This window comes from Blautia sp. 2227st1_G12_2227SCRN_220401 (assembly GCF_039062885.1).
Taxonomy (GTDB): Bacteria; Bacillota; Clostridia; order Lachnospirales; family Lachnospiraceae; genus Blautia_A; species Blautia_A fusiformis.
Genome location: NZ_JBCLNI010000004.1, coordinates 74,357 through 98,918 on the forward strand (window position 1 = coordinate 74,357; position 24,562 = coordinate 98,918).

20 protein-coding genes are annotated in these 24,562 nt (G+C 41.2%); all 20 read left to right on the forward strand.

What is annotated here, in order from left to right; translation table 11 throughout:
• Positions 1–3 precede the first annotated feature (3 nt).
• The 20 genes from ABCM67_RS03120 to ABCM67_RS03215 all read left to right on the forward strand — a co-directional run bounded on the left by ABCM67_RS03120 (position 4) and on the right by ABCM67_RS03215 (position 24,471).
• Complete coding sequence (locus ABCM67_RS03120; RefSeq protein ID WP_022426048.1) at positions 4–1,992, forward strand: CoB--CoM heterodisulfide reductase iron-sulfur subunit A family protein; 1,989 nt, start codon at positions 4–6, stop codon at positions 1,990–1,992.
• Positions 1,983–2,426, forward strand: coding sequence for a hydrogenase iron-sulfur subunit (locus ABCM67_RS03125; protein ID WP_015524686.1), 444 nt, complete (start codon positions 1,983–1,985; stop codon positions 2,424–2,426). The genes ABCM67_RS03120 and ABCM67_RS03125 overlap by 10 nt, the downstream gene beginning before the upstream one ends.
• The gene (locus ABCM67_RS03130) at positions 2,414–3,388 is read left to right on the forward strand and encodes a 4Fe-4S dicluster domain-containing protein (protein ID WP_015524687.1); all 975 of its coding nucleotides are present in this window, start codon (positions 2,414–2,416) and stop codon (positions 3,386–3,388) included. Before ABCM67_RS03125 ends, ABCM67_RS03130 begins: the two co-directional genes overlap by 13 nt.
• Before the next feature lie 3 nt (positions 3,389–3,391).
• On the forward strand, positions 3,392–4,429 hold the full coding sequence (locus tag ABCM67_RS03135) for a 4Fe-4S dicluster domain-containing protein (RefSeq protein ID WP_147603060.1): 1,038 nt from the start codon (positions 3,392–3,394) through the stop codon (positions 4,427–4,429).
• Positions 4,422–5,276, forward strand: coding sequence for an FAD/NAD(P)-binding protein (locus ABCM67_RS03140; protein WP_015524689.1), 855 nt, complete (start codon positions 4,422–4,424; stop codon positions 5,274–5,276). Before ABCM67_RS03135 ends, ABCM67_RS03140 begins: the two co-directional genes overlap by 8 nt.
• Positions 5,277–5,545: 269 nt before the next feature.
• Positions 5,546–6,223, forward strand: coding sequence for a 4Fe-4S dicluster domain-containing protein (locus ABCM67_RS03145; RefSeq protein ID WP_021652990.1), 678 nt, complete (start codon positions 5,546–5,548; stop codon positions 6,221–6,223).
• A gap of 13 nt (positions 6,224–6,236) precedes the next feature.
• Positions 6,237–7,847, forward strand: coding sequence for an FAD-dependent oxidoreductase (locus ABCM67_RS03150; RefSeq protein ID WP_022426050.1), 1,611 nt, complete (start codon positions 6,237–6,239; stop codon positions 7,845–7,847).
• Positions 7,848–7,902: 55 nt separating this feature from the next.
• Positions 7,903–8,745, forward strand: a complete 843-nt coding sequence (locus ABCM67_RS03155; RefSeq protein WP_021652988.1) for a fumarate hydratase — start codon at positions 7,903–7,905, stop codon at positions 8,743–8,745.
• A gap of 1 nt (position 8,746) precedes the next feature.
• Positions 8,747–9,310, forward strand: a complete 564-nt coding sequence (locus ABCM67_RS03160; RefSeq protein WP_022426051.1) for a Fe-S-containing hydro-lyase — start codon at positions 8,747–8,749, stop codon at positions 9,308–9,310.
• 249 nt (positions 9,311–9,559) lie between these two features.
• Positions 9,560–10,612: a Fic family protein gene (locus ABCM67_RS03165; protein ID WP_147603059.1), complete on the forward strand. Its 1,053-nt coding sequence runs from the start codon at positions 9,560–9,562 to the stop codon at positions 10,610–10,612.
• Positions 10,613–10,629: 17 nt separating this feature from the next.
• Positions 10,630–12,132: a class I SAM-dependent DNA methyltransferase gene (locus tag ABCM67_RS03170; RefSeq protein ID WP_147603058.1), complete on the forward strand. Its 1,503-nt coding sequence runs from the start codon at positions 10,630–10,632 to the stop codon at positions 12,130–12,132.
• Between the two features lie 49 nt (positions 12,133–12,181).
• Positions 12,182–13,333 (forward strand): restriction endonuclease subunit S, encoded by a 1,152-nt coding sequence (locus ABCM67_RS03175; protein WP_147603057.1) that lies wholly within the window; start codon positions 12,182–12,184, stop codon positions 13,331–13,333.
• A gap of 16 nt (positions 13,334–13,349) precedes the next feature.
• Positions 13,350–13,808: a DUF3990 domain-containing protein gene (locus tag ABCM67_RS03180; RefSeq protein ID WP_147603056.1), complete on the forward strand. Its 459-nt coding sequence runs from the start codon at positions 13,350–13,352 to the stop codon at positions 13,806–13,808.
• Positions 13,809–14,270: a hypothetical protein gene (locus tag ABCM67_RS03185; RefSeq protein ID WP_147603055.1), complete on the forward strand. Its 462-nt coding sequence runs from the start codon at positions 13,809–13,811 to the stop codon at positions 14,268–14,270. It abuts the gene before it with no gap.
• A gap of 48 nt (positions 14,271–14,318) precedes the next feature.
• A complete protein-coding gene (gene xerA, locus ABCM67_RS03190) occupies positions 14,319–15,287 on the forward strand; it encodes a site-specific tyrosine recombinase/integron integrase (RefSeq protein ID WP_147603054.1) in 969 nt (322 codons plus the stop codon).
• Between the two features lie 36 nt (positions 15,288–15,323).
• Entirely contained in the window at positions 15,324–16,499 is a 1,176-nt protein-coding gene (locus ABCM67_RS03195; RefSeq protein WP_147603053.1) for a restriction endonuclease subunit S, read from the forward strand.
• 95 nt (positions 16,500–16,594) lie between these two features.
• Positions 16,595–17,530 carry a RhuM family protein gene (gene rhuM, locus ABCM67_RS03200; RefSeq protein ID WP_021651421.1) on the forward strand — a complete coding sequence of 312 codons (936 nt, stop codon included), beginning with the start codon at positions 16,595–16,597 and terminating at the stop codon, positions 17,528–17,530.
• Between the two features lie 28 nt (positions 17,531–17,558).
• The gene (locus ABCM67_RS03205; protein WP_147603052.1) at positions 17,559–20,906 is read left to right on the forward strand and encodes a DEAD/DEAH box helicase family protein; all 3,348 of its coding nucleotides are present in this window, start codon (positions 17,559–17,561) and stop codon (positions 20,904–20,906) included.
• Positions 20,907–21,436: 530 nt separating this feature from the next.
• Positions 21,437–22,831, forward strand: coding sequence for a magnesium transporter (mgtE, locus tag ABCM67_RS03210; RefSeq protein ID WP_147603051.1), 1,395 nt, complete (start codon positions 21,437–21,439; stop codon positions 22,829–22,831).
• A gap of 248 nt (positions 22,832–23,079) precedes the next feature.
• Positions 23,080–24,471: an alanine/glycine:cation symporter family protein gene (locus tag ABCM67_RS03215; protein WP_059085580.1), complete on the forward strand. Its 1,392-nt coding sequence runs from the start codon at positions 23,080–23,082 to the stop codon at positions 24,469–24,471.
• Positions 24,472–24,562 lie beyond the last annotated feature (91 nt).

The window sequence follows — 24,562 nt, forward strand, 5'->3', positions numbered from 1 at the left end:
AAAGTGCAGAGAATCGGTGTATTTGTCTGTCATTGCGGAAGTAATATTGCCGCTACGGTAGACGTGAAAAAGGTTGTGGAGATCATTGCAAAAGAGCCAGGAGTTGTCCATGCAGAAGATTATCAGTATATGTGTTCCGAAGCAGGACAGTCCAGGATCCAGGAAGCCATCCGTGAAAAAAATCTCACAGGAGTGGTTGTCTGTTCCTGTTCTCCGCGTATGCATGAGGCAACTTTCCGTAAAGCAGCGGAAAAGGCCGGCCTGAATCCATATATGGTGGAGATCGCAAATATCCGTGAGCACTGTTCCTGGATCCACAAGGATATGCAGGAGGCTACGGAGAAGGCCGTGATCCTTGCAAGAGCAGCAGTAGCAAAAGTTAATTTAAATGCTCCTCTTCAGCCGGGAGAAAGCCAGGTTACAAAGAGAGCCCTGATCATCGGAGGCGGTATCGCCGGAATCCAGACGGCTCTTGATATTGCCGATGCAGGCTATGAAGTTGATATTGTGGAAAAAACACCAAGTATCGGCGGAAGAATGTCACAGCTTGACAAAACCTTCCCTACTTTGGATTGCTCCGCATGTATCCTTACTCCAAAAATGGTGGAGGCTGCAGCTCACGAAAAGATCAATATCTATACATACAGTGAAGTAGAAAAAGTTGCAGGTTTTGTAGGAGATTTTACTGTTGATATCCGCAAAAAAGCGCGAAGTGTCAACATGGACAAATGTACAGGCTGTGGAGTCTGCCAGGAAAAATGTCCTTCCAAAAAGATTCCAAATGAGTTCAACAGAGGGCTGAACAACCGGTCAGCTATTTATACTCCGTTTGCACAGGCGATTCCAAATGTTCCTGTGATCGACAGAGAGCATTGCCTGAAATTTAAGACAGGCAAATGTGGTGTCTGCTCCAAAGTATGTCAGGCAGGAGCCATTGATTACGACCAGCAGGATGAGATCGTAACACAGAAATACGGAGCGATCGTGGTGGCAACCGGATTTGATACCATCAAGCTTGACAAATATGATGAATACGCATATAGCCAGAGCAAGGATGTGATCACATCTCTGGAGCTGGAGCGTATCATGAATGCTGCAGGACCTACAAAAGGACATCTTGAGCGCCTTTCCGATGGAAAAGCACCGAAGGAGATCGTATTTATCCAGTGTGTTGGAAGCCGTTGCTCCGATGACCGCGGGAAGCCATACTGTTCCAAGATCTGCTGTATGTACACAGCTAAGCATGCCATGCTGATCCGTGATAAATATCCGGATACCAATGTGACGGTATTTTATATTGATGTCCGTACACCTGGTAAAAACTTCGATGAGTTTTACAGAAGAGCAGTTGAGCAGTATAACGTAAACTACATCAAAGGTCAGGTAGGAAAAGTAATTCCGCAGCCGGATGGAACACTTCTTGTTCAGGGCTCGGATCTTCTTGATAATAAGCAGATCTTTAAGAAAGCAGATATGGTAGTTCTTGCAACAGCTATTGAGCCAAATCCGGATGTACGTAAGATCGCTACTATGCTTACTGCAAGTATTGACACCAACAATTTCCTTACAGAAGCTCATGCAAAGCTTCGTCCTGTAGAATCACCGACAGCAGGAATTTTCCTTTCCGGTGTATGCCAGGGACCAAAGGATATACCGGAGACAGTTGCCCAGGCAGGAGCTGCGGCTGTAAAGGCCATAGGGCTTCTTGCAAAGGACAAGCTGACAACCAATCCATGTACGGCAAGATCCGACGAGCTTCTCTGTAACGGATGCTCTACCTGTGCAAATGTATGTCCTTACGGAGCGATTTCCTATGAGGAGAAACAGGTCAACGATCACGGTATCCGTGAGACAAGAAGAGTTGCGGTTGTCAATACAGCACTTTGCCAGGGCTGCGGTGCCTGCACAGTAGCCTGCCCGTCAGGAGCCATGGACCTTCAGGGCTTCTCCAACAGACAGATTATCGCGGAGGTGGATGCAATATGTCGATAGAAACAAAGGAAGAATTCAGACCAAAGATCGTGGCATTCTGCTGTAACTGGTGTAGCTACGCCGGAGCAGACCTTGCCGGAAGCAGCCGTTTAAGCTATCCGGCGGATGTAAAGATCATCCGTGTTCCATGTTCCTGCCGTGTCAATCCCATGTTCATCCTCCGTGCCTTTGAAAAAGGAGCCGATGGTGTGATCATGTGCGGATGCCATCCGGGAGATTGCCATTACAGTACCGGAAACTATTATGCAAGAAGACGTATGACACTTCTGTTTTCAATGCTGGATTATATTGGGGTGGAAAACGGAAGAACACGTGTGGAATGGGTATCTGCCGCAGAAGGCGTGAAATTTTCACAGACTATGAATGAGTTTGTTGAGAAGATCCATTCACTTGGTAAAAACGTGAGATTGGAGGATATAAGATGCAGGAGCTGATAAAACGTGCAAAAGAACTGCTTGCAGATGGCACGGTAGTCCGGGTTCTTGGGTGGAAAGCCGGAGATCTTGCCTTTAATCCGGAACCAGCCTATTTTGAAACACCGGAATCTCTGGAGGATTTTGTTTATGATGGATTCTGCGGTGCCAATTTAAGCAAGTATATGATCGAAGCTTCCAAGCTGGAAGGAAAAACCATGGTCTGTCTGAAGCCCTGCGATACATATAGCTTTAACCAGCTTTTGAAAGAGCATCGTGTAGACAGAGAAAAAGCCTATATCGTAGGTGTTGGCTGTAAAGGAAAGCTGGATATTGAAAAGATCCGCAAAATGGGGATCAAGGGTATCCGGGGAATTTCCGGAGCAGAGATTACCGGAGATGCAGAGACATTGACTGTGGATACTGTTTACGGAGAAAAAACCTGTGCATACAAAGATGCCATGCTGGAACGCTGCCATGTATGTAAAGGAAAAGAGCATAAAATTTACGATGAACTGATCGGTGAGTCAAAGGAGACAAAGGACGCTGACCGTTTCGCAGAAGTTGAGCGGATCGAGGCAATGAGTCCGGAAGAAAAATTTGCATTCTGGCAGAGCGAGCTGAGTAAATGTATCCGCTGTAATGCCTGCCGTAATGTATGTCCGGCCTGCAGCTGCCGCAAATGCGTTTTTGACAGCAACAAGTTCGACAGCGCCCAGAAGGCAAATGTGGATTCCTTTGAGGAAAAGATGTTCCATGTGATCCGTGCCTTCCATGTAGCCGGAAGATGTACGGACTGTGGCGAGTGCAGCAGAGTCTGCCCGCAGGGAATTCCCCTTCATCTGTTTAACCGTAAGTTTATCAAGGATATTGATGCGTTTTACGGTGAGTATCAGGCAGGCGAGGATGCGGAGTCAAAGGGTCCGCTTACCAGCTTTACCTTTGAGGATGTAGAGCCAGGGATCGTGGCAGAAAGGGGATAATGTATGTATAAGATCGCAGTAGAAAATCTGCCGGCATTATTCCGGAAAATTGCCGCAGACCAGGAATTATATTTACCGGTAAAGGTAAGTGAACAGGTGAACTTCAAGGCATGGAGCGAGGATGCAGAAGTTTCCCTTGAAACACTGAAAACCGTGAAATCACCGAAGGATGCTTTCTTTCCGCAGAGTGAAAATCTCTATACCTGTAAAAAGGACGGAAAAAATATCAGCATTGAGCCTCAGGCGCTGAAAGACCAGAATTTTGTCGTATTCGGAATGAGAGCCTGTGATGTACAGGGCGTGAAGGTCCTCGACAAGGTGTTTCTTGGGGATCCGGTGGATACTTTTTACCAGGCAAGAAGAGAACATGGAACTATCGTAGCTCTTGCCTGTCATGAACCGGAGGAAAGCTGCTTCTGTAAAGTATTTGGCATTGATGCCGCAGATCCGGAAGCAGATGTTGCAGCCTGGATCATCGAGGGAGAACTTTTCTGGAAGCCTCTCACAGAAAAAGGAAATGCTCTGACAGAAGCTGTGAAGGAGCTTTTGGCAGATGCTGATGAGACAAAGGTAGAAGAGGAGAAGAAGGCGATCCGTGGTATTATCGAGCTTCTTCCATATACACATCTTTCACTGGAAGGATGGGCGCAGAAAGAATACATGGACCGTTTCAATTCTCCTGTATGGGAGAAACTGTACAAGCCTTGTCTTGCCTGCGGAACCTGTACCTTCGTATGTCCGACCTGTCAGTGCTATGACATTAAGGATTACGACACAGGGCACGGTGTTCACCGTTACCGCTGCTGGGATTCCTGCATGTACTCTGATTTTACCATGATGGCTCACGGAAACAACCGTACCAGCCAGATGCAGAGATTCCGTCAGAGATTTATGCATAAGCTTGTTTATTATCCGTTAAATAATGACGGCATGTTCTCCTGTGTTGGCTGCGGCCGCTGCGTGGAGAAATGTCCGGAATCTTTAAATATCGTAAAAGTCATCAAGGCCTTTGAAAAACAGGGAGGTGAAAAGAATGAGTGAATGTACCTGTCATAAAAATTATACACTGGATACGCTGATCCCCAAGGTTGGCGTGATCACAGATATCCGTCAGGAGACACCGGATGTAAAAACCTTCCGTGTGGAAGCTCCGGAGGGTGGAAAGCTTTTCGAGCATATGCCAGGACAGTGTGCCATGGTCTGTGCACCGGGAGTCAGTGAAGGTATGTTTTCCATTACTTCTTCTCCTACTGTAAAAGATTATCAGGAATTCAGCATCAAAAAATGCGGATCCCTTACCGATTATCTCCACAGCCTTCAGGTTGGAGATGAGATCGCAGTCCGCGGACCATACGGAAATCATTTTCCGGTGGAAGATAAGTTAAAGGGAAAAAATCTCCTGTTCATCGCAGGTGGAATCGGTCTGGCACCTCTTCGTTCCGTGATCAATTATGTGCTGGATAACCGTGAGGATTACGGAACAGTAGATATTCTCTATGGTTCCCGTTCCGCAGATGATCTGGTGCAGCTTAAGGAAATCCAGGAAGTATGGATGAAAACAGAAGGTGTAAATGTATATCTTACCATTGACCGCGAGCAGGAAGGCTGGGACGGTCATGTAGGATTTGTTCCGAATTATCTGAAGGAGATTGGTTTTGATACCAATAAGACCGCTCTGGTCTGCGGTCCGCCGATCATGATCAAATTCGTTCTGGCAGGACTGGAAGAGCTGGGCTTCTCCAGAGATCAGGTATATACCACACTGGAGCTTCGTATGAAATGCGGTGTCGGAAAATGCGGCCGCTGCAACATCGGAGACAAATACGTCTGCAAAGACGGCCCAGTATTCCGATGTGATGAGGTGGATGAATTACCTAATGAGTACTAAGTTATAGATTGCACCTTAAGAAACTTTCAAATATATGCGCTGGTTATAGCCAGTACACAGCCATGTGGAACAGCCATCTCGCTAAGATGCCCATTTTAGGAGCGGTTTTAGCGGCGCTGAAATCCAGTACTTACGAAGACTTAGGAGTGAAGGCTCTCCTGAACTCCTTAGTCGCAGTTAGTACTTAGTTCAGCAGAGCGTTGCGACGGGCACGTGTGAGATGGCTGTTCCACATGGCGTACGATTTGGATAAAAGAAAGGACACCAACATGGAAAATAATATGGTAAACGTATATTTTTTCGGTAAAAAATACAGCGTTCCCGGTGATCTGACCATTATGACAGCTATGGAATATGCCGGTTATACATTAAAAAGAGGATGCGGCTGCAGACACGGATTCTGCGGTGCCTGCGCGACCATCTACAGGATCAAGGGACAGAATGAGCTGAAAACCTGTCTCGCCTGTCAGACACAGGTGCAGGAGGGAATGTATGTGGCAAGTATCCCGTTCTTCCCTACAGACAAGAGACTTTATAATATAGAAGATCTTAAGCCGAACCAGCAGGTAATGATGGAGCTTTATCCGGAGATCTACAGCTGCATCGGATGCAATGCCTGCACAAAGGCCTGTACACAGGACTTAAATGTCATGCAGTATATTGCATATGCTCAGAGAGGCGAGCTTGAAAAATGTGCAGAGGAATCCTTTGACTGCGTAAGCTGCGGCTGCTGTTCCGTAAGATGTCCGGCAGGAATTTCCCATCCGATGGTAGGCCTTCTGGCAAGACGTCTCACCGGAAAATATATTGCGCCGAAAAGCGAGCATCTGGAGAAACGTGTGGAAGAGATCCACGAGGGCAAATTTGACGATATGATCGAGAAGATCATGCAGAAGCCGATCACAGAGATGCAGGAACTTTACAACAGCAGAGAAATCGAGAAGTAGGAGGGCGTAAAACATGTATGCACCATATCCAGAAAATATGATGGAATCCATCAAAAAGGTAGAGGCTACAAGAGCGGAGCGTATGGCAACAGAGCCAAGACGTCTGAGTGCAGATGAGAAAGATGCTCTTCTCAAAAAATTCCATCCGGATTATAACCCGGATGCATTTGCAGAGATCAAGGTAGGACCGAACAAGGGACAGAAAGCACCACTGGAACTGACAAAAATGCTCCATTCAGAAAGCCGTCTGCTCAACGAAAAAATCGATCTTACAAAAATCGATTATGATGTAGATGTACTGATCATCGGCGGTGGCGGAGCAGGCTCTTCCTGTGCCATCGAGGCCCACAACGCAGGTGCCAACGTTATGATCGTTACAAAACTCCGTATCGGTGATGCCAACACCATGATGGCAGAAGGCGGGATCCAGGCAGCAGATAAAGAAAATGATTCCCCGGTACAGCATTATCTGGACTGCTTTGGAGGCGGACATTTTGCCGCAAAACCGGAGCTTGTAAAAAGACTGGTAATGGAAGCACCGGATGCGATCAAATGGCTCAACGACCTTGGTGTTGAGTTTGATAAAGCAGAAGACGGAACCATGGTCACTACACATGGCGGCGGTACCTCCAGAAAGAGAATGCATGCTGCAAAGGATTATTCCGGATCAGAGATCATGCGTACTATCCGTGATGAGGTCTTAAATCTTAAGATTCCGGTAGTGGAATTTACCTCCGCTGTAGAACTTTTGAAGGATGAAAAAGGTCAGACTGCCGGTGCAGTCCTTCTCAACATGGAAACCGGAGACTATTCCGTTGCAAGAGCAAAAACAGTTGTAATTGCAACTGGTGGTGCAGGAAGAATGCATTATCAGGGATTCCCGACCTCCAATCACTACGGAGCAACTGCTGACGGACTCGTACTTGGATACAGAGCAGGCGCTTCCCTTCTTTACCAGGATTCTATCCAGTATCATCCAACAGGTGCGATCTATCCGTCACAGATCCTTGGTGCCCTGGTAACAGAGAAGGTTCGTTCCGTTGGTGCACAGCTTGTAAATGCAAACGGAGAAGCTTATATCCATCCGCTGGAAACCCGTGACGTAAATGCTTCCGGTGTTATCCGCGAGTGTGAGGAAGGCCGTGGCGTGGAAGTTCCAGGTGGACGAAAAGGTGTATGGTTGGATACTCCGATGATCGAGATCCTGGGCGGTGAGGGAACTATCGAAAAGAGGATCCCTGCCATGTTCCGTATGTACATGAATTACGGCATTGATATGAGAAAAGTTCCGATCGTGATCTACCCGACCCTTCATTATCAGAACGGCGGACTTGAGATCAACGGAGACGGCTTTACAAAAGAAATCCCGAACCTTCTGGTTGCAGGAGAGGCAGCAGGCGGAATCCACGGAAGAAACCGACTGATGGGAAATTCTCTTCTTGACGTAATTGTATTTGGAAGAAATGCAGGTAAAAAAGCAGCTGCCAAATGCAAAGAGGTAGAGCTTGGCACCATGAATCTGGATCATATCAGAAAATATGAAGAGGAACTGAAAAATGCAGGCGTTGATACAGGAGACGTATCTCCTATGCTTCTGCCGAAATATGCCCGCCACGAACGTTAAGTTAAAAATATGTTATGATAATAAAAACATATGAGATAAGCGAAAGGAGTCTATTATGAGAGAAATCGAAGTAAGCAGACTTACAGAGGTTATCGAAAAACTCTGTATCGAAGCCAATGAACATCTCCCGGAAGATGTGAAGGATGCTATCAAAACCTGCCGTGCCTGCGAGGACGGCGAGATCGCAAAAGGTGTCCTTGATAACATTATCGAGAATTTTGATATTGCGGACAGTGAGAATGTTCCGATCTGTCAGGATACCGGAATGGCATGCGTATTCCTTGAAATTGGTCAGGATGTCCACTTTACAGGCGGAGATTTAAATGATGCCATCAATGAAGGTGTACGCCGCGGATACGATAAAGGTTACCTGAGAAAATCCGTTGTCAAGGATCCGGTACGCCGTGGAAACACAGGTGACAATACACCGGCTATGATCTATACAGAGATCGTTCCTGGAGATCAGGTGAAAGTAACTGTAGGACCAAAAGGCTTCGGAAGCGAGAATATGAGCCAGATCCGTATGTTCAAGCCATCTGCAGGCCTTCAAGGAATCAAGGATTTCATTCTTGAGGCTGTAGAAACTGCAGGTCCGAACCCATGTCCGCCTATGGTAGTTGGTGTTGGTATCGGAGGAACTTTTGACAAATGTGCACTTCTTGCAAAGAAAGCGCTGATGCGTCCTCTGAATACAGAGAACCCGGATCCTTACTATGCAGATCTTGAGAAAGAGATGCTGGAGAAGATCAACAAGCTTGGTATCGGACCTCAGGGCTTTGGCGGAAAGACCACAGCTATCGGTCTGAACATTGAGACTATGCCTACTCATATCGCAGGTATGCCATGTGCAGTTAACATCAACTGCCATGTAACACGTCATAAAACGGAGGTGCTTTAATATGGAAAGAAGAAAGATCACACTGCCTCTGACAAGAGAGCTGGCAAGAACTCTCCATGCAGGCGACCAGGTTTTACTGACAGGAACCATCTATACATCCCGTGATGCAGGTCACAAGAGAATGTGCGAGGCCCTTGCAAAAGGAGAAAAAATTCCTTTTGACCCTACAGATGCTACCATTTACTATGTAGGTCCGACTCCGGCAAAACCAGGCGAAGTCATCGGCTCCGCAGGCCCTACAACCAGCGGCCGTATGGATGCTTATGCACCGACCATGATGTCCGTAGGCGCCAGAGGAATGATCGGAAAAGGTGCCCGCCTTCCGGAAGTCGTAGATGCAATGAAAAAATATGACGGCGTATATTTCGGAGCCATCGGCGGTGCAGGTGCACTTCTTGCAAAATGCATCAAAAAAGCAGAGCTTATTGCTTACGAAGACCTTGGAGCAGAAGCACTCCGCAAGCTTTATGTGGAAGACATGCCGCTTGTAGTCATCATTGACAGCGAGGGAAATAACCTCTACGAAGAGGGACGTGCAGAGTACTTGAAAGACCACGCAGAATAATCTTTTGCTCTACAATATGATATTGTGATATATTTCAAAAAGGAATAAAAAGGATAAAAGTCCGACAGTAAATGCTGAAGATCCGTGCAGAAGCATTTGTTGTTGGACTTTTTAATTTTATTATTTCACTTTCAATTTAATCATTTTTACAAAAATGATTAAATTAAAGTTGACAATGATAAAATTGATTTATATACTTGAAGTAAATAAAATCGAAAAAAGAGTGATAAAGAAGGTGATGGAAAATATATGAGACGGTTTGATTATCAGGAAAAGTGGAAAAATCTGTTGACTCCTGAAATTGTATCTTATCTGACACAGATACATGAATTTAAGGGAGAACAAACTCTTTTTATTGAGGCCAAAGCAGATACTCTTACACAATTAGTTGAAATCGCTAAAATTCAAAGTACGGAAAGTTCCAACAAAATAGAAGGTATTTATACATCAGACAGCAGATTGCGGGAATTGGTAAAAGACAAAACAAGGCCAAGGACAAGAAATGAACAGGAAATTGCCGGATACAGAGATGTATTGAATACAATTCATGAAAGCCATGACCATATCCCACCAAAGTCTGCGATTATTTTACAGCTTCACAGAGATTTGTATAAATTTGAAAGTTACAATATTGGAGGGAAATATAAAACTGCAGATAATGTCATTGAGGAAGAAGATTCTCAGGGAATAAAAAAAATACGGTTTAAACCAGTACCGGCATGGGAAACACCGGAAGCAATGGAAGAATTATGCAGAGCATTTGAAGAGGCAATGGCAACAGGAGAAATAGATCCACTTCTTTTGATTCCGATGTTTATTCTGGATTTCCTATGCATACATCCGTTTAATGACGGCAATGGAAGAATGAGCCGTTTACTTACACTGTTACTTTTGTACAGATCCGGCTATATTGTGGGAAAATATATCAGTATCGAGAGAATGATAGAAAATTCAAAGGAATTATACTATGAATGTTTAAGGGAAAGTTCTGAGAACTGGTATGAGAATAAGAATGATTATGTACCATTTGTAAAATATATGCTTGGCGTTATCGTAGGAGCATACAGAGAGTTTTCTTCAAGAATAAAATTGCTGATAACGCAGAATATATCAAAACCGGAGCGAATAGAAGAGATTATAAAAAACACTCTGGGAACAATTACAAAAAAGGAAATCGCAGAAAAGTGTCCGGATATTAGTGTGGTAACGATACAGAGAACACTGGCAGAATTACTGACAGCAGAAAAAATTTTAAAAATCGGCGGCGGAAGGTATACGAAATATACCTGGAATAATGAGTAATAGATGGGAGATAAAAAATGATCACTGGTGAATTAAAAAACAAAATAGATGGTTTATGGGATATATTTGCGGCAGGAGGACTTGTCAATCCACTGGAAGTAATCGAACAGATTACATACCTGATGTTTATTCATGATCTGGATGATTCCGATAATATGCGTGCAAGAGAAAGTGCAATGCTTGGCTTGCCATTTCAGAGTATTTTTTCTGGAGAAGTAAAAATAGGTGAGAGAACAATTGACGGAAGTCAGCTGAAATGGTCCGTATTCCATGATTTTCCGGCAGACAGAATGTATATGATCATGCAGGAATGGGTATTTCCGTTTATAAAAAATCTTCATAATGATAAAAACAGTGCATATTCCAAATATATGGACGATGCGATATTTAAGCTTCCGACACCACTCCTTTTATCCAAAGTGGTGGATTCTCTGGATGAAATTTACAAACTTATGAATGAAATCCAGACAGCAGATGTCAGAGGAGATGTATATGAATATCTTCTTTCAAAAATAGCTCAGTCCGGACGGAATGGACAGTTCCGTACACCAAGACATATTATCCGGATGATGGTTGAGATGATGGATCCGTCCAGTGATGAGATTATCTGTGATCCGGCATGTGGAACCTCCGGATTTCTGGTTGCAGCAGGAGAATATCTGAAAGAAAAAAGAAAAGAAGAAATTTTTTATGATAAGCAGAAAAAAAATCATTACATGAATCATATGTTCCATGGATACGATATGGACCGCACCATGCTTCGTATTGGAGCCATGAATATGATGACTCACGGAATAGAAAATCCTTATATTGAGTATCGGGACAGCTTATCTGATCAGAATGCAGATAAAGATCAGTATTCTCTTGTGCTGGCAAACCCACCTTTTAAAGGAAGCCTGGATGCAGAATCTGTTTCCGGAGATCTTCTTAAAGTTTGCAAGACAAAGAAAACAGAACTTTTATTTCTTGCTTTGTTCCTGAGGATTATGAAAATTGGAGGAAGATGCGCCTGTATTGTACCAGATGGTGTACTTTTCGGATCATCACGAGCACATAAATCCATCCGAAAAGAAATCGTTGAGAATCAAAGACTGGAAGCTGTAATATCCATGCCTTCCGGTGTATTTAAACCCTATGCAGGAGTATCCACAGCGATCGTCATTTTTACAAAAACAGAACACGGTGGAACAGATCAGGTATGGTTCTACGATATGAAAGCAGATGGATTCAGTCTGGACGATAAACGTACTCCGGTCACAGAGAATGACATTCCGGATATTATAGAGCGTTTCAAAAACCTTGATAAAGAAGCAGAACGGAAACGAACAGACCAGTCATTTATGGTACCGAAAAAAGATATTGTGGAAAATGATTATGATCTCAGTATCAATAAATACAAAGAAATTGAATACACCCCGGTGGAATATCCGCCAACATCAGAAATCATGGCCAATATCCGGGAGTTGGAGCTGGAAATCGGAAAAGAAATGGATGAGCTGGAACGGTTGTTGGGTTTATAGAAGAAAGGATGGCAGATTCGAAAATTCGGATTTGTGTGGAATGATGTAGATGGAAAAATGTAAACTTGGTGATATATGTGAGATTGTATCAGGGAGTACACCTAAAACTACTATAGAAGAATATTGGGATGGTGATGTCAAATGGATAACACCGGCGGAGCTCAATGAGAATGTATATATAATTAATGATAGTGTACGGAAAATTACGAAATTGGCGGTTGAAAAAACAGGCTTATCTTCATTTCCAGAGGGAACAGTGATTCTTTCGACAAGAGCGCCTATTGGCAAAGTTGCTATTGCTGGATGCGAAATGTATTGTAATCAAGGGTTTAAAAATTTGATATGTTCGGAGAAAATATTTAATAAATATTTATATTGGTTCTTAAAAGGAAATACTATGTTTTTGAATTCGCTTGGTAGAGGTGCAACATTTAAAGAAATATCAAAGGCAATAGTTTCAGAAATCGAAATAAATGTTCCTGAAATAGAAGAGCAACATGAAATAGTAAAAATTTTGGAAAAAGTAAATACCATTATTAGGTTTAGAAAACAAGAATTATCGGTGTTAGATACTTTAGTCAAAGCCCGATTTGTCGAGATGTTTGGTGATCCGGTTTCTAATCCGTATGGGTACGATAAAGTTGCACTTTCTGATTTAGCAGATATAAAAATAGGTCCTTTTGGTTCGTTGTTACACAAGGAAGATTATATAGTAGGCGGACATCCGCTACTTAATCCATCTCATATTGTCGATGGTAGGATTTCTCCAAATAATAAACTGACAATTTCGGATGAAAAATATAAAGAATTGTCGGCGTATCAGTTAAAAACGGGAGATGTAGTAATGGGAAGAAGAGGTGAGATGGGCAGGTGTGCTGTTGTTTCAGAAGAAGGTTTTTTGTGTGGAACTGGAAGCATTCTTATAAGGACTAAAGGAGAAGTTACTGCAGATTACATTCAAAAAACAATATCGTTCCCATCATTTAAGAAAACAATAGAAGATATGGCTGTAGGACAAACAATGCCAAATCTTAATGTTCCGATAGTATCTAGTTTTGAGATTATTAAACCACCGATAGAAGTACAAGATAGATATTATGCACTTGTAGAACAAGTCGACAAATCAAAAGTTAAAGTACAAAAAGCACTCGATGAAACACAAAAGTTATTCGATAGTCTGATGCAACAATACTTTGGCTAGAAAGGGGAGAAGCTGAATGGCGATAATGACGGTGTATCATGGTGGATATCAGACTGTAGAGAAACCGGAAATCAGAAAAGGTCGTAATACAAAAGATTTTGGAACTGGTTTTTACTGTACGATTATAAAAGAACAAGCTCAAAGATGGGCCAGGAGATATGATACGAAGGTTGTATCTGTCTATGATGTGCGTTTAAAATCGAATCTGAAAATAAAAGAATTCAAAGATATGACAGAAGAATGGTTGGATTTTATAATTGCATGTCGGAGTGGGAAAGACCATGAATATGATATTGTAATCGGTGCAATGGCAGACGATCAGATTTATAATTTTGTTTCTGATTACATGGACGGTACGATTACCAGAGAACAGTTCTGGGTTCTGGCAAAGTTCAAGTATCCAACTCATCAGATAGCATTTTGTTCCAAAGAATCATTGAAATGCCTGAATTATAGAGATTGTGAGGTGCTATAAATGGCAGGAGAAGGACGTGAAAGAAAAAAAGATAATGATTTATTTTACACATGCAGCCTGATCGATTACATTGCCAGGAAAACAAAGAATACACGGGCAGATGTTGTAAATAAGCTTGGAAAGCAGAGGATTGATAAAATTTATGACCTGGCAGATGTCTATCATTGTGATAACATTGACAGAGTCAGTGATGATTTTATCGAAGAAGCAGGAATAAAAGAAGGAGATTTTGACAATGTGGGTGATTGTAAATACAGCATTCCATCACATTGGGACATTGGAAAAGTATATAAGCGGCTGATAAAAATGGTCGCTGCAGATGAGGGTATTGGAATTATAGAAGCTTTAATAAAAGTATACAATTCCTTTATCAGTGCAAAGATTGATGACTACAACAGCAGTGTATATTACGAAAATCCGTCATATATATTTGAATCGTATCGGGAAAACAAAATGCTATAAACAAAATGGTTGAAGGATGCTGGTATATTTTGAAAGGAGTATGCCAGTATGGAAGAAAAAGTAGTAAAAATATTAAATGAAATGTCAGAATATCTGTCAATTACACAGATGAAAAAGCTTCAGGAAGTAATTTTGAAGGTGTGTGCAGAGAAGGAAACTGATAAAGTGGAAATATCCAATACAGATTTTCTTAAAATGTTTTTGGATGCAAAGAAAATAGAAGGCTGTTCAGAAAGAACCATTCAATATTATAAAGTTACGGTAGAACATTTGCTATCCCATATTGAAACATCTGTAAGGAAGATCACAACAGAGGAAATACGGACATATCTGGCAGAATATCAGAAGAATAATAAATGTTCAAATGTTACGGTGGATAACATTCGAAGAAACATTTCCAGCTTTTTCTCCTGGTTGGAGGAAGAAGATTATATTTTAAAAAGTCCTATGAAACGGATTCATAAGATTAAAACTAAAACGGTAGTAAAAAGCGTTATTACAGATGAAGGGATTGAACGACTCAGAGATAACTGCAAAGAAATCAGGGATTTGGCAATTATAGATTTGCTATATTCTACAGGAATACGAGTAGGTGAACTGGTAAATCTGAATGTTGATGACATTGATTTGGAAGGGCGTGAGTGCATTGTATACGGAAAGGGAGACAAAGAGCGGCGTGTATATTTTGATGCAAAAGCGAAGGTGCATTTAAAAAAATATATTGATTACCGAAAAGATAATAATTCTGCATTGTTTGTAACCCTGGATGCACCACATGACAGGCTAAAAATAAGCGGAGTGGAAATTCGTTTAAGGGAATTAGGAAGACGAATTGATTTGGAACGCATTCATCCCCATAAATTTCGAAGAACCATGGCAACCAGAGCAATAGATAAAGGAATGCCAATAGAACAGGTGCAAAAAATATTAGGACATTCACAAATTGATACAACGATGCAGTATGCGATGGTGAATCAAAACAATGTTAAAACATCTCATCAGAAATATATGAGCTGACTTTTATTCAAATTCGGATTTGTAGGGATGAGGTAGATGATAAAAACGATAGATGAGTGCTTTTCTTTAATACAGAATGGAGCGAATATAAAACAGGGAGATGTAGATGGTGGCTTTCCTATTACAAGAATTGAAACTATAACAAATGATAAATTTAGCAGAGATAGGATGGGATATGCTGGAATAACTGATATTTCGAAATATACATCATATTTACTTGAAGATGGAGATCTATTAATGTCACACATTAATAGTGTTCAGTATCTAGGCCGAACAGTGTTATATGTTAAACAATCAGATGAAACTATTATCCATGGAATGAATTTATTAAGACTTAAAGCTAGACGAGATGTGATAAATCCTGCATATGCAAAATATTGTTTTTATGGACATCCATTTAGAAGTCAAATCAGGAAGATAACAAAAAAATCTGTTAACCAGGCAAGCTTTGCTGTAAAAGATTTAAAGCAGATAAAATTAAACATTCCCGCATTATCTGAACAAAATGAAATAGTAATGATTCTTGACAAAATTCAGCAAGTACTTGCCCATCGAATAGATGAATTGTCAAAGCTAGATGATCTTATAAAAGCCCGATTTGTCGAGATGTTTGGTGATGCTGTAGATAATCCTATGGGATGGGAAAAGAAGCAACTTCAAGAGATTGTTACTGATGATTGTACTATATCATATGGCATTGTACAGACCGGAAATGACCAAGAAGAGGGAGTGCCAGTATTCAGACCTGTTGATATTGTCAATAGAATTCCCAAGTTGGAAGAGTTAAAAAGAACTACTGAGGAAATATCCAATAAATACAAGAGAACGATATTAAAAGGTCATGAAATGCTTATAACAGTTCGAGCTAATATCGCTGATACTTGTATTGTTGGAAAAGAATTCAAAGGATGCAATGTTGGAAGAGGTATTGTCCCTATTAGAACTCAAGAGAACATTATGGTGTTAGAATTCTTAAAATATCTTATGGATAGCAAGCATTTGAATGACGATATTAAAAGTAAAGCCAAGGGCATTACTTTGATTCAGTTGAATATGGAAGATTTGAGAGAGGTAGAGCTTATTGTTCCACCTATTGAACAGCAAAAGGCATTTGTGGAGTTTGCGGAACAAGTCGACAAATCAAAAGTTATCAATCAGCTTTTACAGAAATGGAATTATATGTGTCACGTTACAATCGAGAAAGTAAAATAAAGCAAAAGAAATGTTTTACGGAGATACGTGAGAGAAATTACTTACTACGAGGGGGATGAAATTTACAATGGTATATTTTCAGAAGAGGGTTAAATATGCAAAATGAAATAATTTTATTTGAAACTGCTGATAAGGAAATAAAATTAACTGTGTCTGTCAAAAATAATACCGTATGGCTTAATAGGAATCAGCTAGCTAAATTATTTGGAAGAGACGTAAAGACAATTGGTAAACATATTAATAATGCATTAAAAGAAGAACTGGATAATTCAGTTGTCGCAAATTTTGCGACAACTGCTTCAGATGGAAAAGTGTATCAAGTAGAACATTATAATTTAGATATGATTATTTCTATAGGCTATAGAGTCAAATCTAACAGAGGTGTAGAATTTAGAAAATGGGCAAATAATGTTCTGAAACAGTATATCCTACAAGGCTATGCAATCAATAAAAAAAGATTAGAAGCCTTACAGAGAACAGTAAATATTCAAACCAAAATGCTTGCATGTACTTTGGAAATAGATGAAGCAGAGGTGCTAAAAGCTGTTGATTTATATACAAATGCCTTGATGTTATTAGACCAGTATGATCACCAGTCGATTAAAAAGCCTGCAGGAAATAAAGCCATATACAGAATTACATACGAGGATTGTAGAAATATGGTGAATGCAATGGAAGATTCATTTCATTCGGATGTCTTTGGTGTTGAAAAAGAAACGGGGAAAGTTGAAGGTATTCTTGCAGCAATTTACCAAAATGTTTTCGGAGGAGAGGTTTATCCTTCTTTAGAAGAGAAAGCCGCTAATCTTTTGTATTTTATGATAAAAGATCATCCCTATGCTGATGGATGTAAGAGAATTGCTGCATCGTTATTTTTGGAATTTTTAGCTCGCAATGATGTACTCTACAAAGATGGACAGAAAAGGATAAGTGATGGTGCATTAGTAGCAATTACATTGATGATTGCAGAGTCAGATCCAAAAGAAAAAGATATTATGGTTAATTTGGTAATGAATTTATTGTCAATGTAAAGTGAAAGTAAAAGAGGGAGATTTCACAATGGTAACAAACTTTGATTATTTAAAAAATGAATCAAAATTCTCTGCATTTGCAAATGTTGCCATATCTGCGGAGAAGATCATATTGGCAGATCCGGATGCGAGTATTCTTAACAGCCGGCGGGCTATGGAATTTGCTGTGAAATGGTTGTATTCTGTGGAGAATAGTTTGCAGATTCCGTACCAGGATAACCTTCACACTTTGATGAATACAGAGGAATTCAGACAGTTAGTGGGACCGGATCTTTGGAAACGGATGGATTATATCCGCAGATGTGGAAATAGTGTGGCGCATAGCAATAAAAAACCTGGCAGAGATGCAGCGATACTCTGTCTTGAAAATCTGTCGATTTTTTTAGATTACATTGCATATTGTTATGGAGAACAGTATCAGGAACATCCATTTGATAAATCGATTATTGATGGCAGAATTGAGAAGGCAAAGGCATCCAGGGAAACAGCCAGAAAAGCAAGAGAAACACTTCTGAAAGAACAAGAAAAAACTGCTCAGCAGGAACTGGATCTACAAAAACTGATGGCAGAAAATACTTTTCTTAGGGAAGAACTGTCCGCACGCCACGAGAAAAAGCAGCAGACATATGTTCCGAAACCTCTGGATCTGTCTGAATATGAAACCAGAAAACTTTACATAGATTCCATGCTTATTGATGCAGGATGGGCACAGGGAAAAGACTGGTTAAATGAGATGACTGTGACAGGAATGCCGAATAAATCAGGGATTGGACGTATTGATTATGTTCTCTATGATGATATGAATAAACCTCTGGCAATTATAGAAGCAAAACGTACCTGCAAGGATATTGCTGAGGGCAGGCAGCAGGCGAAACTTTACGCAGATCTGCTGGAAAAGAAATATGAACGGCGTCCGGTAATTTTCCTTACCAATGGTTTTGAAACCCGGATCATAGACGGACAATATCCAGAAAGAAAATGTTCAGTTATTTATTCCAAACGGGATCTGGAGAAATGGTTTAACCTTTTGAGTATGCGGACAAGCCTCCAAAATATTTCTGTAGATAAAAAGATAGCAGACCGCTATTATCAGGAAGCCGCGATAAAAGCAGTATGCCAGAGCTTTGATGAAAAGAATCGGAGAAAAGCCCTGCTTGTTATGGCCACAGGTTCCGGAAAAACCAGAACAGTAATGGCTTTGTGCAAGGTACTGGTTGATGCGGGCTGGGTAAAGAATATACTTTTTCTGGCGGACAGAAATTCACTGGTAACACAGGCGAAAAGAAGTTTTGTAAACTGGATGCAGGATTTTTCCTGTACAAATCTGGTTGAAGAAAAGAATAATTATATGTCGCGATGTGTTTTCTCCACATATCAGACCATGATAAACTGTATTGATACGATAAATGACAAAGAAGGAAAAGTTTTTACCAGTGGTCATTTTGATCTGATCATTTGTGATGAAGCGCACAGATCCATTTATAATAAATATAAAGATATTTTTACATATTTTGATGCACTGCTTGTAGGACTTACCGCAACACCGAAAGATGAGATTGACAAAAATACATATGAAGTGTTTGAACTGGCAAACGGAGATCCCACTTATGGATATGATCTGGCGCAGGCGGTTAAGGATGGATATCTGGTTGATTATCTTTCGGTGGAATCCAGGGTGAAATTTATTGATCAGGGAATTGTATATGATGAACTTTCAGAAGCAGATAAAGAAATCTATGAAAATACTTTTGAAGACGAAAATGGAAAGCTTCCGGAAGCGATAAATTCGGCTGCATTGAATACCTGGATTTTTAACGAAGATACCATTAAAAAAATTCTTCATGTCCTGATGAGAGATGGAATTAAAATTGAATACGGACAGAAGATTGGAAAAACAATTATTTTTGCGAAAAATCATGATCATGCGGAAAAGATCCTTGAGATTTTTAATAAGGAATATCCGCATTTAAAGAATTATGCTATGGTGATCGATAACAGAATGAAATATGCACAGAGTGCAATTGATGAGTTTTCAGATCCGAAAAAACTACCGCAGATCGCAATTTCTGTAGATATGTTAGATACCGGAATTGATGTACCTGAAGTTCTTAATCTTGTATTCTTTAAGAAAGTTATGAGTAAAGCAAAATTCTGGCAGATGATCGGACGAGGAACAAGACTATGCCCGGGATTGTTGGATGGGGAAGATAAGAAAAAGTTTTACATTTTTGATTTTTGTGGAAATTTTGAGTTTTTCCGAATGAATAAAGGAAAAGCAAGCGCAAATCTGATGGCGTTGCAAAGTGCAGTTTTTAATCTTCAGTTTGAGATTTCGTATAAGCTTCAGGATATTAAATATCAGACAGATAAATTAACTGCGTACAGGACTGCACTTGTAAAGCACATGACTGAAAAAGTAAAAGAGCTCCCAAGAGATAGTTTTACAGTTCGCCAACATTTGAAATATGTAGAATTATATTCAGAAGAGTCGAACTATCAGATGCTTACTTATGAAGATACTTTACTTGTACGGGAAGAGGTTGCACCCTTGATTTTGCCTGAAAGTGATGAAGTAACAGCAGTACGTTTTGATGCACTTATGTATGGAATAGAACTTGCATCTCTGGTTGGAAAGAAATATACAAGTGCGCGAAAAGATCTTTTAAAAAAGGTTTCCGGAATTGCCGGAGTGGCAAATATACCGGAGATTCAGGCACAGACAGAGCTGATCGATCAGATTTTGCATACAGATTATGTGGAAAATGCAGGAATTGATGAATTTGAAAATATCAGGAAAAATCTGAGAGATCTTATGAAGTATATTCCGGATAAGAGCAGGAATAAATATATGACCAATTTTACAGACGAAATTCTTTCAACGGAATGGAAAGAAGCGGAATTGGAAAACGATGATCTGGAAAATTATAAAGTACGAGTAGAATATTATGTCCGACAGCATCAGGATAACCATGTAATAGCTAAGCTGAAAAAGAATCAGTCACTTACAGAAAAAGATGTAGCTGAACTGGAAAAAATTCTCTGGAGCGAGCTTGGTACAAAAGAGGATTATGAAGCAGAATTTGGCAGAAAGCCATTGGGAGAATTTGTCAGAGAAATGGTAGGTCTTGATATGAATGCAGCAAAGGAAGCTTTTTCAAAGTATCTTGAGGATGTAAATCTGGACAGCAGGCAGATTTATTTTGTAAATCAGATCATTGAGTATATTGTTCATAATGGAATGATGAAGGATCTTTCTGTTTTGCTGGAATCTCCGTTTACGGATCGTGGGAGCATTTCGGAAATCTTTACAGATATGGGTGTTTGGCTTGGAATAAAAAAAGTCATTGATACGATCAACGCAAATGCTGCTGCATAAACATCCACCTCTGTAAAACATAAAATTTCAACCGGATTTACAATAAATTTAACCATAAATCCGGTTGACAAAACCCGGCCGGGAACGTTATAATGGCCGGGTTGATAAAAAAATTTAAGAAAAAAAGGCAGGTGAACAGAATGGACAGTTGTGATTCTCATGGGCGAAGTTGTAGCTCTCGGAGTGAAAGATGGAAAGAACAGAGAGGGATGAGAATGTTCCATTCTGTTTTAAGCGTACAGAATATTATGTCTGTATATCAAAAGGATATATATGACAGGATATATAGGTGACACCAGAATCTGTACGGTATTATTACATTATAATTGTAGCAGGATTATAATAGATATCTTTTTCATTCTTCTCATTCTGAGAATCTTACAGTAAGGCGATCATGTATAAATTCATTTCGCTTTATACTCAAATCCCAAGGAAACACAATCGAAAATCAAACAGCACATAGACATGCTTTAACATGTCTGTTTTTGGTGTGCGTGTTTTGTGCGAAACTATGTGAGGAGGATGAGAAAATGACAAAAAGAAATCAGGATTTTTCAAAAGATATTCTGAGTCTGATCCGAAGCAGTGTTTCTCCGGCAGTTCTAAGTGAAAGGCTGCAGGATTTCCACGAAAACGATCTGGCGGAAGTATTAAGAGAATTAAGCACTGCGGAGCGCAGCAGACTATACCGTATCCTGGAAAGCGGTATGCTGGCAGATGTTTTTGAATATCTGGAGGAAGAAGAAACTGTACAATATCTGGAAGAAATGGATGTAAAAAAAGCAGCAGCCATTCTTTCCAAAATGGAAACCGATGCCCTGGCAGATGTTTTAAAGCAGATCGATAAAGAAAAACGCAAGCTTCTGATCCAGCTTCTGGATGAACAGGTGCGGAAAGATATCGAAATGATCCGTTCCTTTGATGAGGATGAGATTGGAAGCAGAATGACAACGAACTGCATTGTGATCCGTGAAAACCTGACCGTAAAGCAGGCCATGAGTGAGCTGGTTTCCCAGGCAGCAGATAATGATAATATTTCTACGATCTTTGCAGTGACGGACAGAGGGGAGTTTTATGGAGCGCTGGATCTGAAGGACCTGATCACAGCAAGACAGGACCACCCTATGGAAGAGCTGATCGTAACTTCCTATCCATATGTGTATGGTACTGAGCAGATCGACGACTGTATGGAACGGCTGAAGGATTATTCTGAAGATTCCATTCCTGTACTGGACGATGACAATCGTTTCCTTGGAGTAATCACATCCGCAGGGATCATCGATCTGGTAGACGATGAGATGGGAGAGGATTATGCAAAGCTGGCTGGTCTGACTGCAGAGGAAGATCTGAAAGAACCTCTTTTTGAGAGCATGAAAAAAAGAATGCCCTGGCTGATCGTTCTTCTGGGCCTTGGTATGGTGGTATCTTCTGTTGTGGGAATATTTGAAAAAGTAGTTACCTGTCTGCCAATCATCATGTGCTTCCAGTCTCTGATCTTGGATATGGCAGGAAATGTTGGAACCCAGTCCCTGGCTGTAACCATCCGTGTACTGATGGATGAGACACTGACGGGCAGACAGAAAGCAGAGCTTGTGCTGAAGGAAATGCGGATCGGTCTTTGCAACGGTGGTCTGCTCGGTATTCTGTCTTTTGTACTGATCGGATTGTATATTTTCTTATGCAAAGGAAAAACACTCGTATTTGCCTATGCGGTATCCGGCTGTATCGGATTATCCCTGCTGGTGGCCATGCTGGTATCCAGTGCAGTAGGAACCTGCATACCGCTGTTTTTCAAAAAGGTTGGTGTGGACCCGGCAGTAGCCTCAGGTCCTCTGATCACTACGGTGAATGACCTTGTAGCCGTGATAACATACTATGGAATGAGCTGGATATTCCTGATCGAGATGTTCCACCTGGCTGGCTGAGAGTAAAATGCAGCTATGCTCATAAAAACAGACAGATATCAGAAATCTGTCGAATAACAGAAAAGTTACCAATACAAAAAAATTCCGGATCGAAAGATTCGGGATTTTTCTTTACATACAAACAGAAAGCTATTATAATAAAAGATACGCTTTGCCCGTTTAAAACGTTGCAGAAATAAATACAAACAACGGGCAGAAAAAGAGAACAAAACGATCACATGGGGTGATTGGGGAAAGGAAACAGTAACATGATAGTAACAATGATCGAAAAGGTCTATACATTTCTTTGGGGAGATCTGATAAAGATCCCGCTTCCGGGAGGAAGTACGCTGGGAATCTCACTTCTGATCCTGCTTCTGATTCCGACCGGTATCTATTTTACCATCAGGACAAAGCTTCTGCCGATCCGTCTTTTTCCGGATATGGTACGAGCCCTGTCAGAAAAGAAAAGTGACAAAAATAATCTTTCAGCATTTCAGACGCTGATCGTATCTACAGCTACCCGTGTGGGAATGGGAAACCTGGTCGGTGTGGTAGCTGCGATCTCGGCAGGAGGTGCAGGAGCGGTATTCTGGATGTGGATCACGGCGCTGATCGGTTCCTCCACTGCTTTTATCGAAGCAACCCTGGCACAGCTCTATAAAGAAAAGGATCCTCTTTATGGTGGCTACAGGGGCGGTCCTGCCTACTATATCCATCGCTACTGGGAAGAAAAACAGGGCAGAAAACGAAAAAAGGTTCTGCTTTCCGTTCTGTTTGCCATTTCCGGCCTGATCTGCTGGTGTGGAATCAGTCAGGTTATCAGCAATTCCGTCACGGCGTCTTTCAAAAATGCTTTTGATATTCCGCCGCTGTATACTACCATCGTGCTGGTAGTGATCGCAGCTGTGATCGTGCTTCGGAAGAATGCAACGGTTAAAGTTCTGGATCTTCTGGTGCCGGTGATGGCAGTGCTTTATTTTGTGATCACGCTGTTTATTATATTTACAAATCTCGGAAGTATGCCGGGAGTATTTAAACGGATTTTTGAAGAAGCTTTCGGATTTCGTCAGGCTGTTGCCGGCGGATTTGGCGTCGTGCTGATGAACGGAGTAAAAAGAGGCCTTTTTTCCAATGAGGCGGGAAGCGGCTCCGCTCCCTGTGCAGCAGCGGCAGCAGAATGTGACAGTCCGGTAAAAGCCGGATTTGTCCAGGCCCTGGGTGTATTTGTGGATACGATCGTGATCTGCAGCTGTACAGCTATGATCATGCTTCTGGCCCCGGAAGATCTGGTACAGGGGCTTTCCGGAATGGAACTTCTTCAGACTGCCATGCATTATCATATGGGACAGTTTGGAGTGATCTTTATTGCTGCAACACTGTTTATGTTCAGCTTTTCCACATTTCTGGGAATCCTGTTTTATGCAAGAGGCAATGTGGCTTATCTTTTTGGTGATAACTGGGGTTCACAGACAGGATATAAGGTGCTGGCACTGGTGATGCTGTTTATCGGTGGGATCGCGGCTTACACGTTTGTATGGGATCTGGGAGATGTAGGAATCGGCCTGATGACGATCTTTAATATTTTCATGCTGTATCCTCTTGGGGAAAAAGCACTGAAAGAGCTGAAGATCTATGAATCGGAAAAGAAGAAAAAATAAAACTGTTTACAGACCTTGAGAGCATATGGTAATATCAGGGTAAAGCGCTAAAAGATTAAAGAGTTCTGACAGCCGGAAGGAGTCAGACTCT

Bases quoted from the DNA above. Each gene is read 5' to 3' on its own strand.
- ABCM67_RS03125 (WP_015524686.1), top strand. From the start codon at position 1,983: ATGTCGATAGAAACAAAGGAAGAATTCAGACCAAAGATCGTGGCATTC.
- ABCM67_RS03130 (WP_015524687.1), top strand. From the start codon at position 2,414: ATGCAGGAGCTGATAAAACGTGCAAAAGAACTGCTTGCAGATGGCACG.
- ABCM67_RS03135 (WP_147603060.1), top strand. From the start codon at position 3,392: ATGTATAAGATCGCAGTAGAAAATCTGCCGGCATTATTCCGGAAAATT.
- ABCM67_RS03140 (WP_015524689.1), top strand. From the start codon at position 4,422: ATGAGTGAATGTACCTGTCATAAAAATTATACACTGGATACGCTGATC.
- ABCM67_RS03145 (WP_021652990.1), top strand. From the start codon at position 5,546: ATGGAAAATAATATGGTAAACGTATATTTTTTCGGTAAAAAATACAGC.
- ABCM67_RS03150 (WP_022426050.1), top strand. From the start codon at position 6,237: ATGTATGCACCATATCCAGAAAATATGATGGAATCCATCAAAAAGGTA.
- ABCM67_RS03155 (WP_021652988.1), top strand. From the start codon at position 7,903: ATGAGAGAAATCGAAGTAAGCAGACTTACAGAGGTTATCGAAAAACTC.
- ABCM67_RS03160 (WP_022426051.1), top strand. From the start codon at position 8,747: ATGGAAAGAAGAAAGATCACACTGCCTCTGACAAGAGAGCTGGCAAGA.
- ABCM67_RS03165 (WP_147603059.1), top strand. From the start codon at position 9,560: ATGAGACGGTTTGATTATCAGGAAAAGTGGAAAAATCTGTTGACTCCT.
- ABCM67_RS03170 (WP_147603058.1), top strand. From the start codon at position 10,630: ATGATCACTGGTGAATTAAAAAACAAAATAGATGGTTTATGGGATATA.
- ABCM67_RS03175 (WP_147603057.1), top strand. From the start codon at position 12,182: ATGGAAAAATGTAAACTTGGTGATATATGTGAGATTGTATCAGGGAGT.
- ABCM67_RS03180 (WP_147603056.1), top strand. From the start codon at position 13,350: ATGGCGATAATGACGGTGTATCATGGTGGATATCAGACTGTAGAGAAA.
- ABCM67_RS03185 (WP_147603055.1), top strand. From the start codon at position 13,809: ATGGCAGGAGAAGGACGTGAAAGAAAAAAAGATAATGATTTATTTTAC.
- xerA (WP_147603054.1), top strand. From the start codon at position 14,319: ATGGAAGAAAAAGTAGTAAAAATATTAAATGAAATGTCAGAATATCTG.
- ABCM67_RS03195 (WP_147603053.1), top strand. From the start codon at position 15,324: ATGATAAAAACGATAGATGAGTGCTTTTCTTTAATACAGAATGGAGCG.
- rhuM (WP_021651421.1), top strand. From the start codon at position 16,595: ATGCAAAATGAAATAATTTTATTTGAAACTGCTGATAAGGAAATAAAA.
- ABCM67_RS03205 (WP_147603052.1), top strand. From the start codon at position 17,559: ATGGTAACAAACTTTGATTATTTAAAAAATGAATCAAAATTCTCTGCA.
- mgtE (WP_147603051.1), top strand. From the start codon at position 21,437: ATGACAAAAAGAAATCAGGATTTTTCAAAAGATATTCTGAGTCTGATC.
- ABCM67_RS03215 (WP_059085580.1), top strand. From the start codon at position 23,080: ATGATAGTAACAATGATCGAAAAGGTCTATACATTTCTTTGGGGAGAT.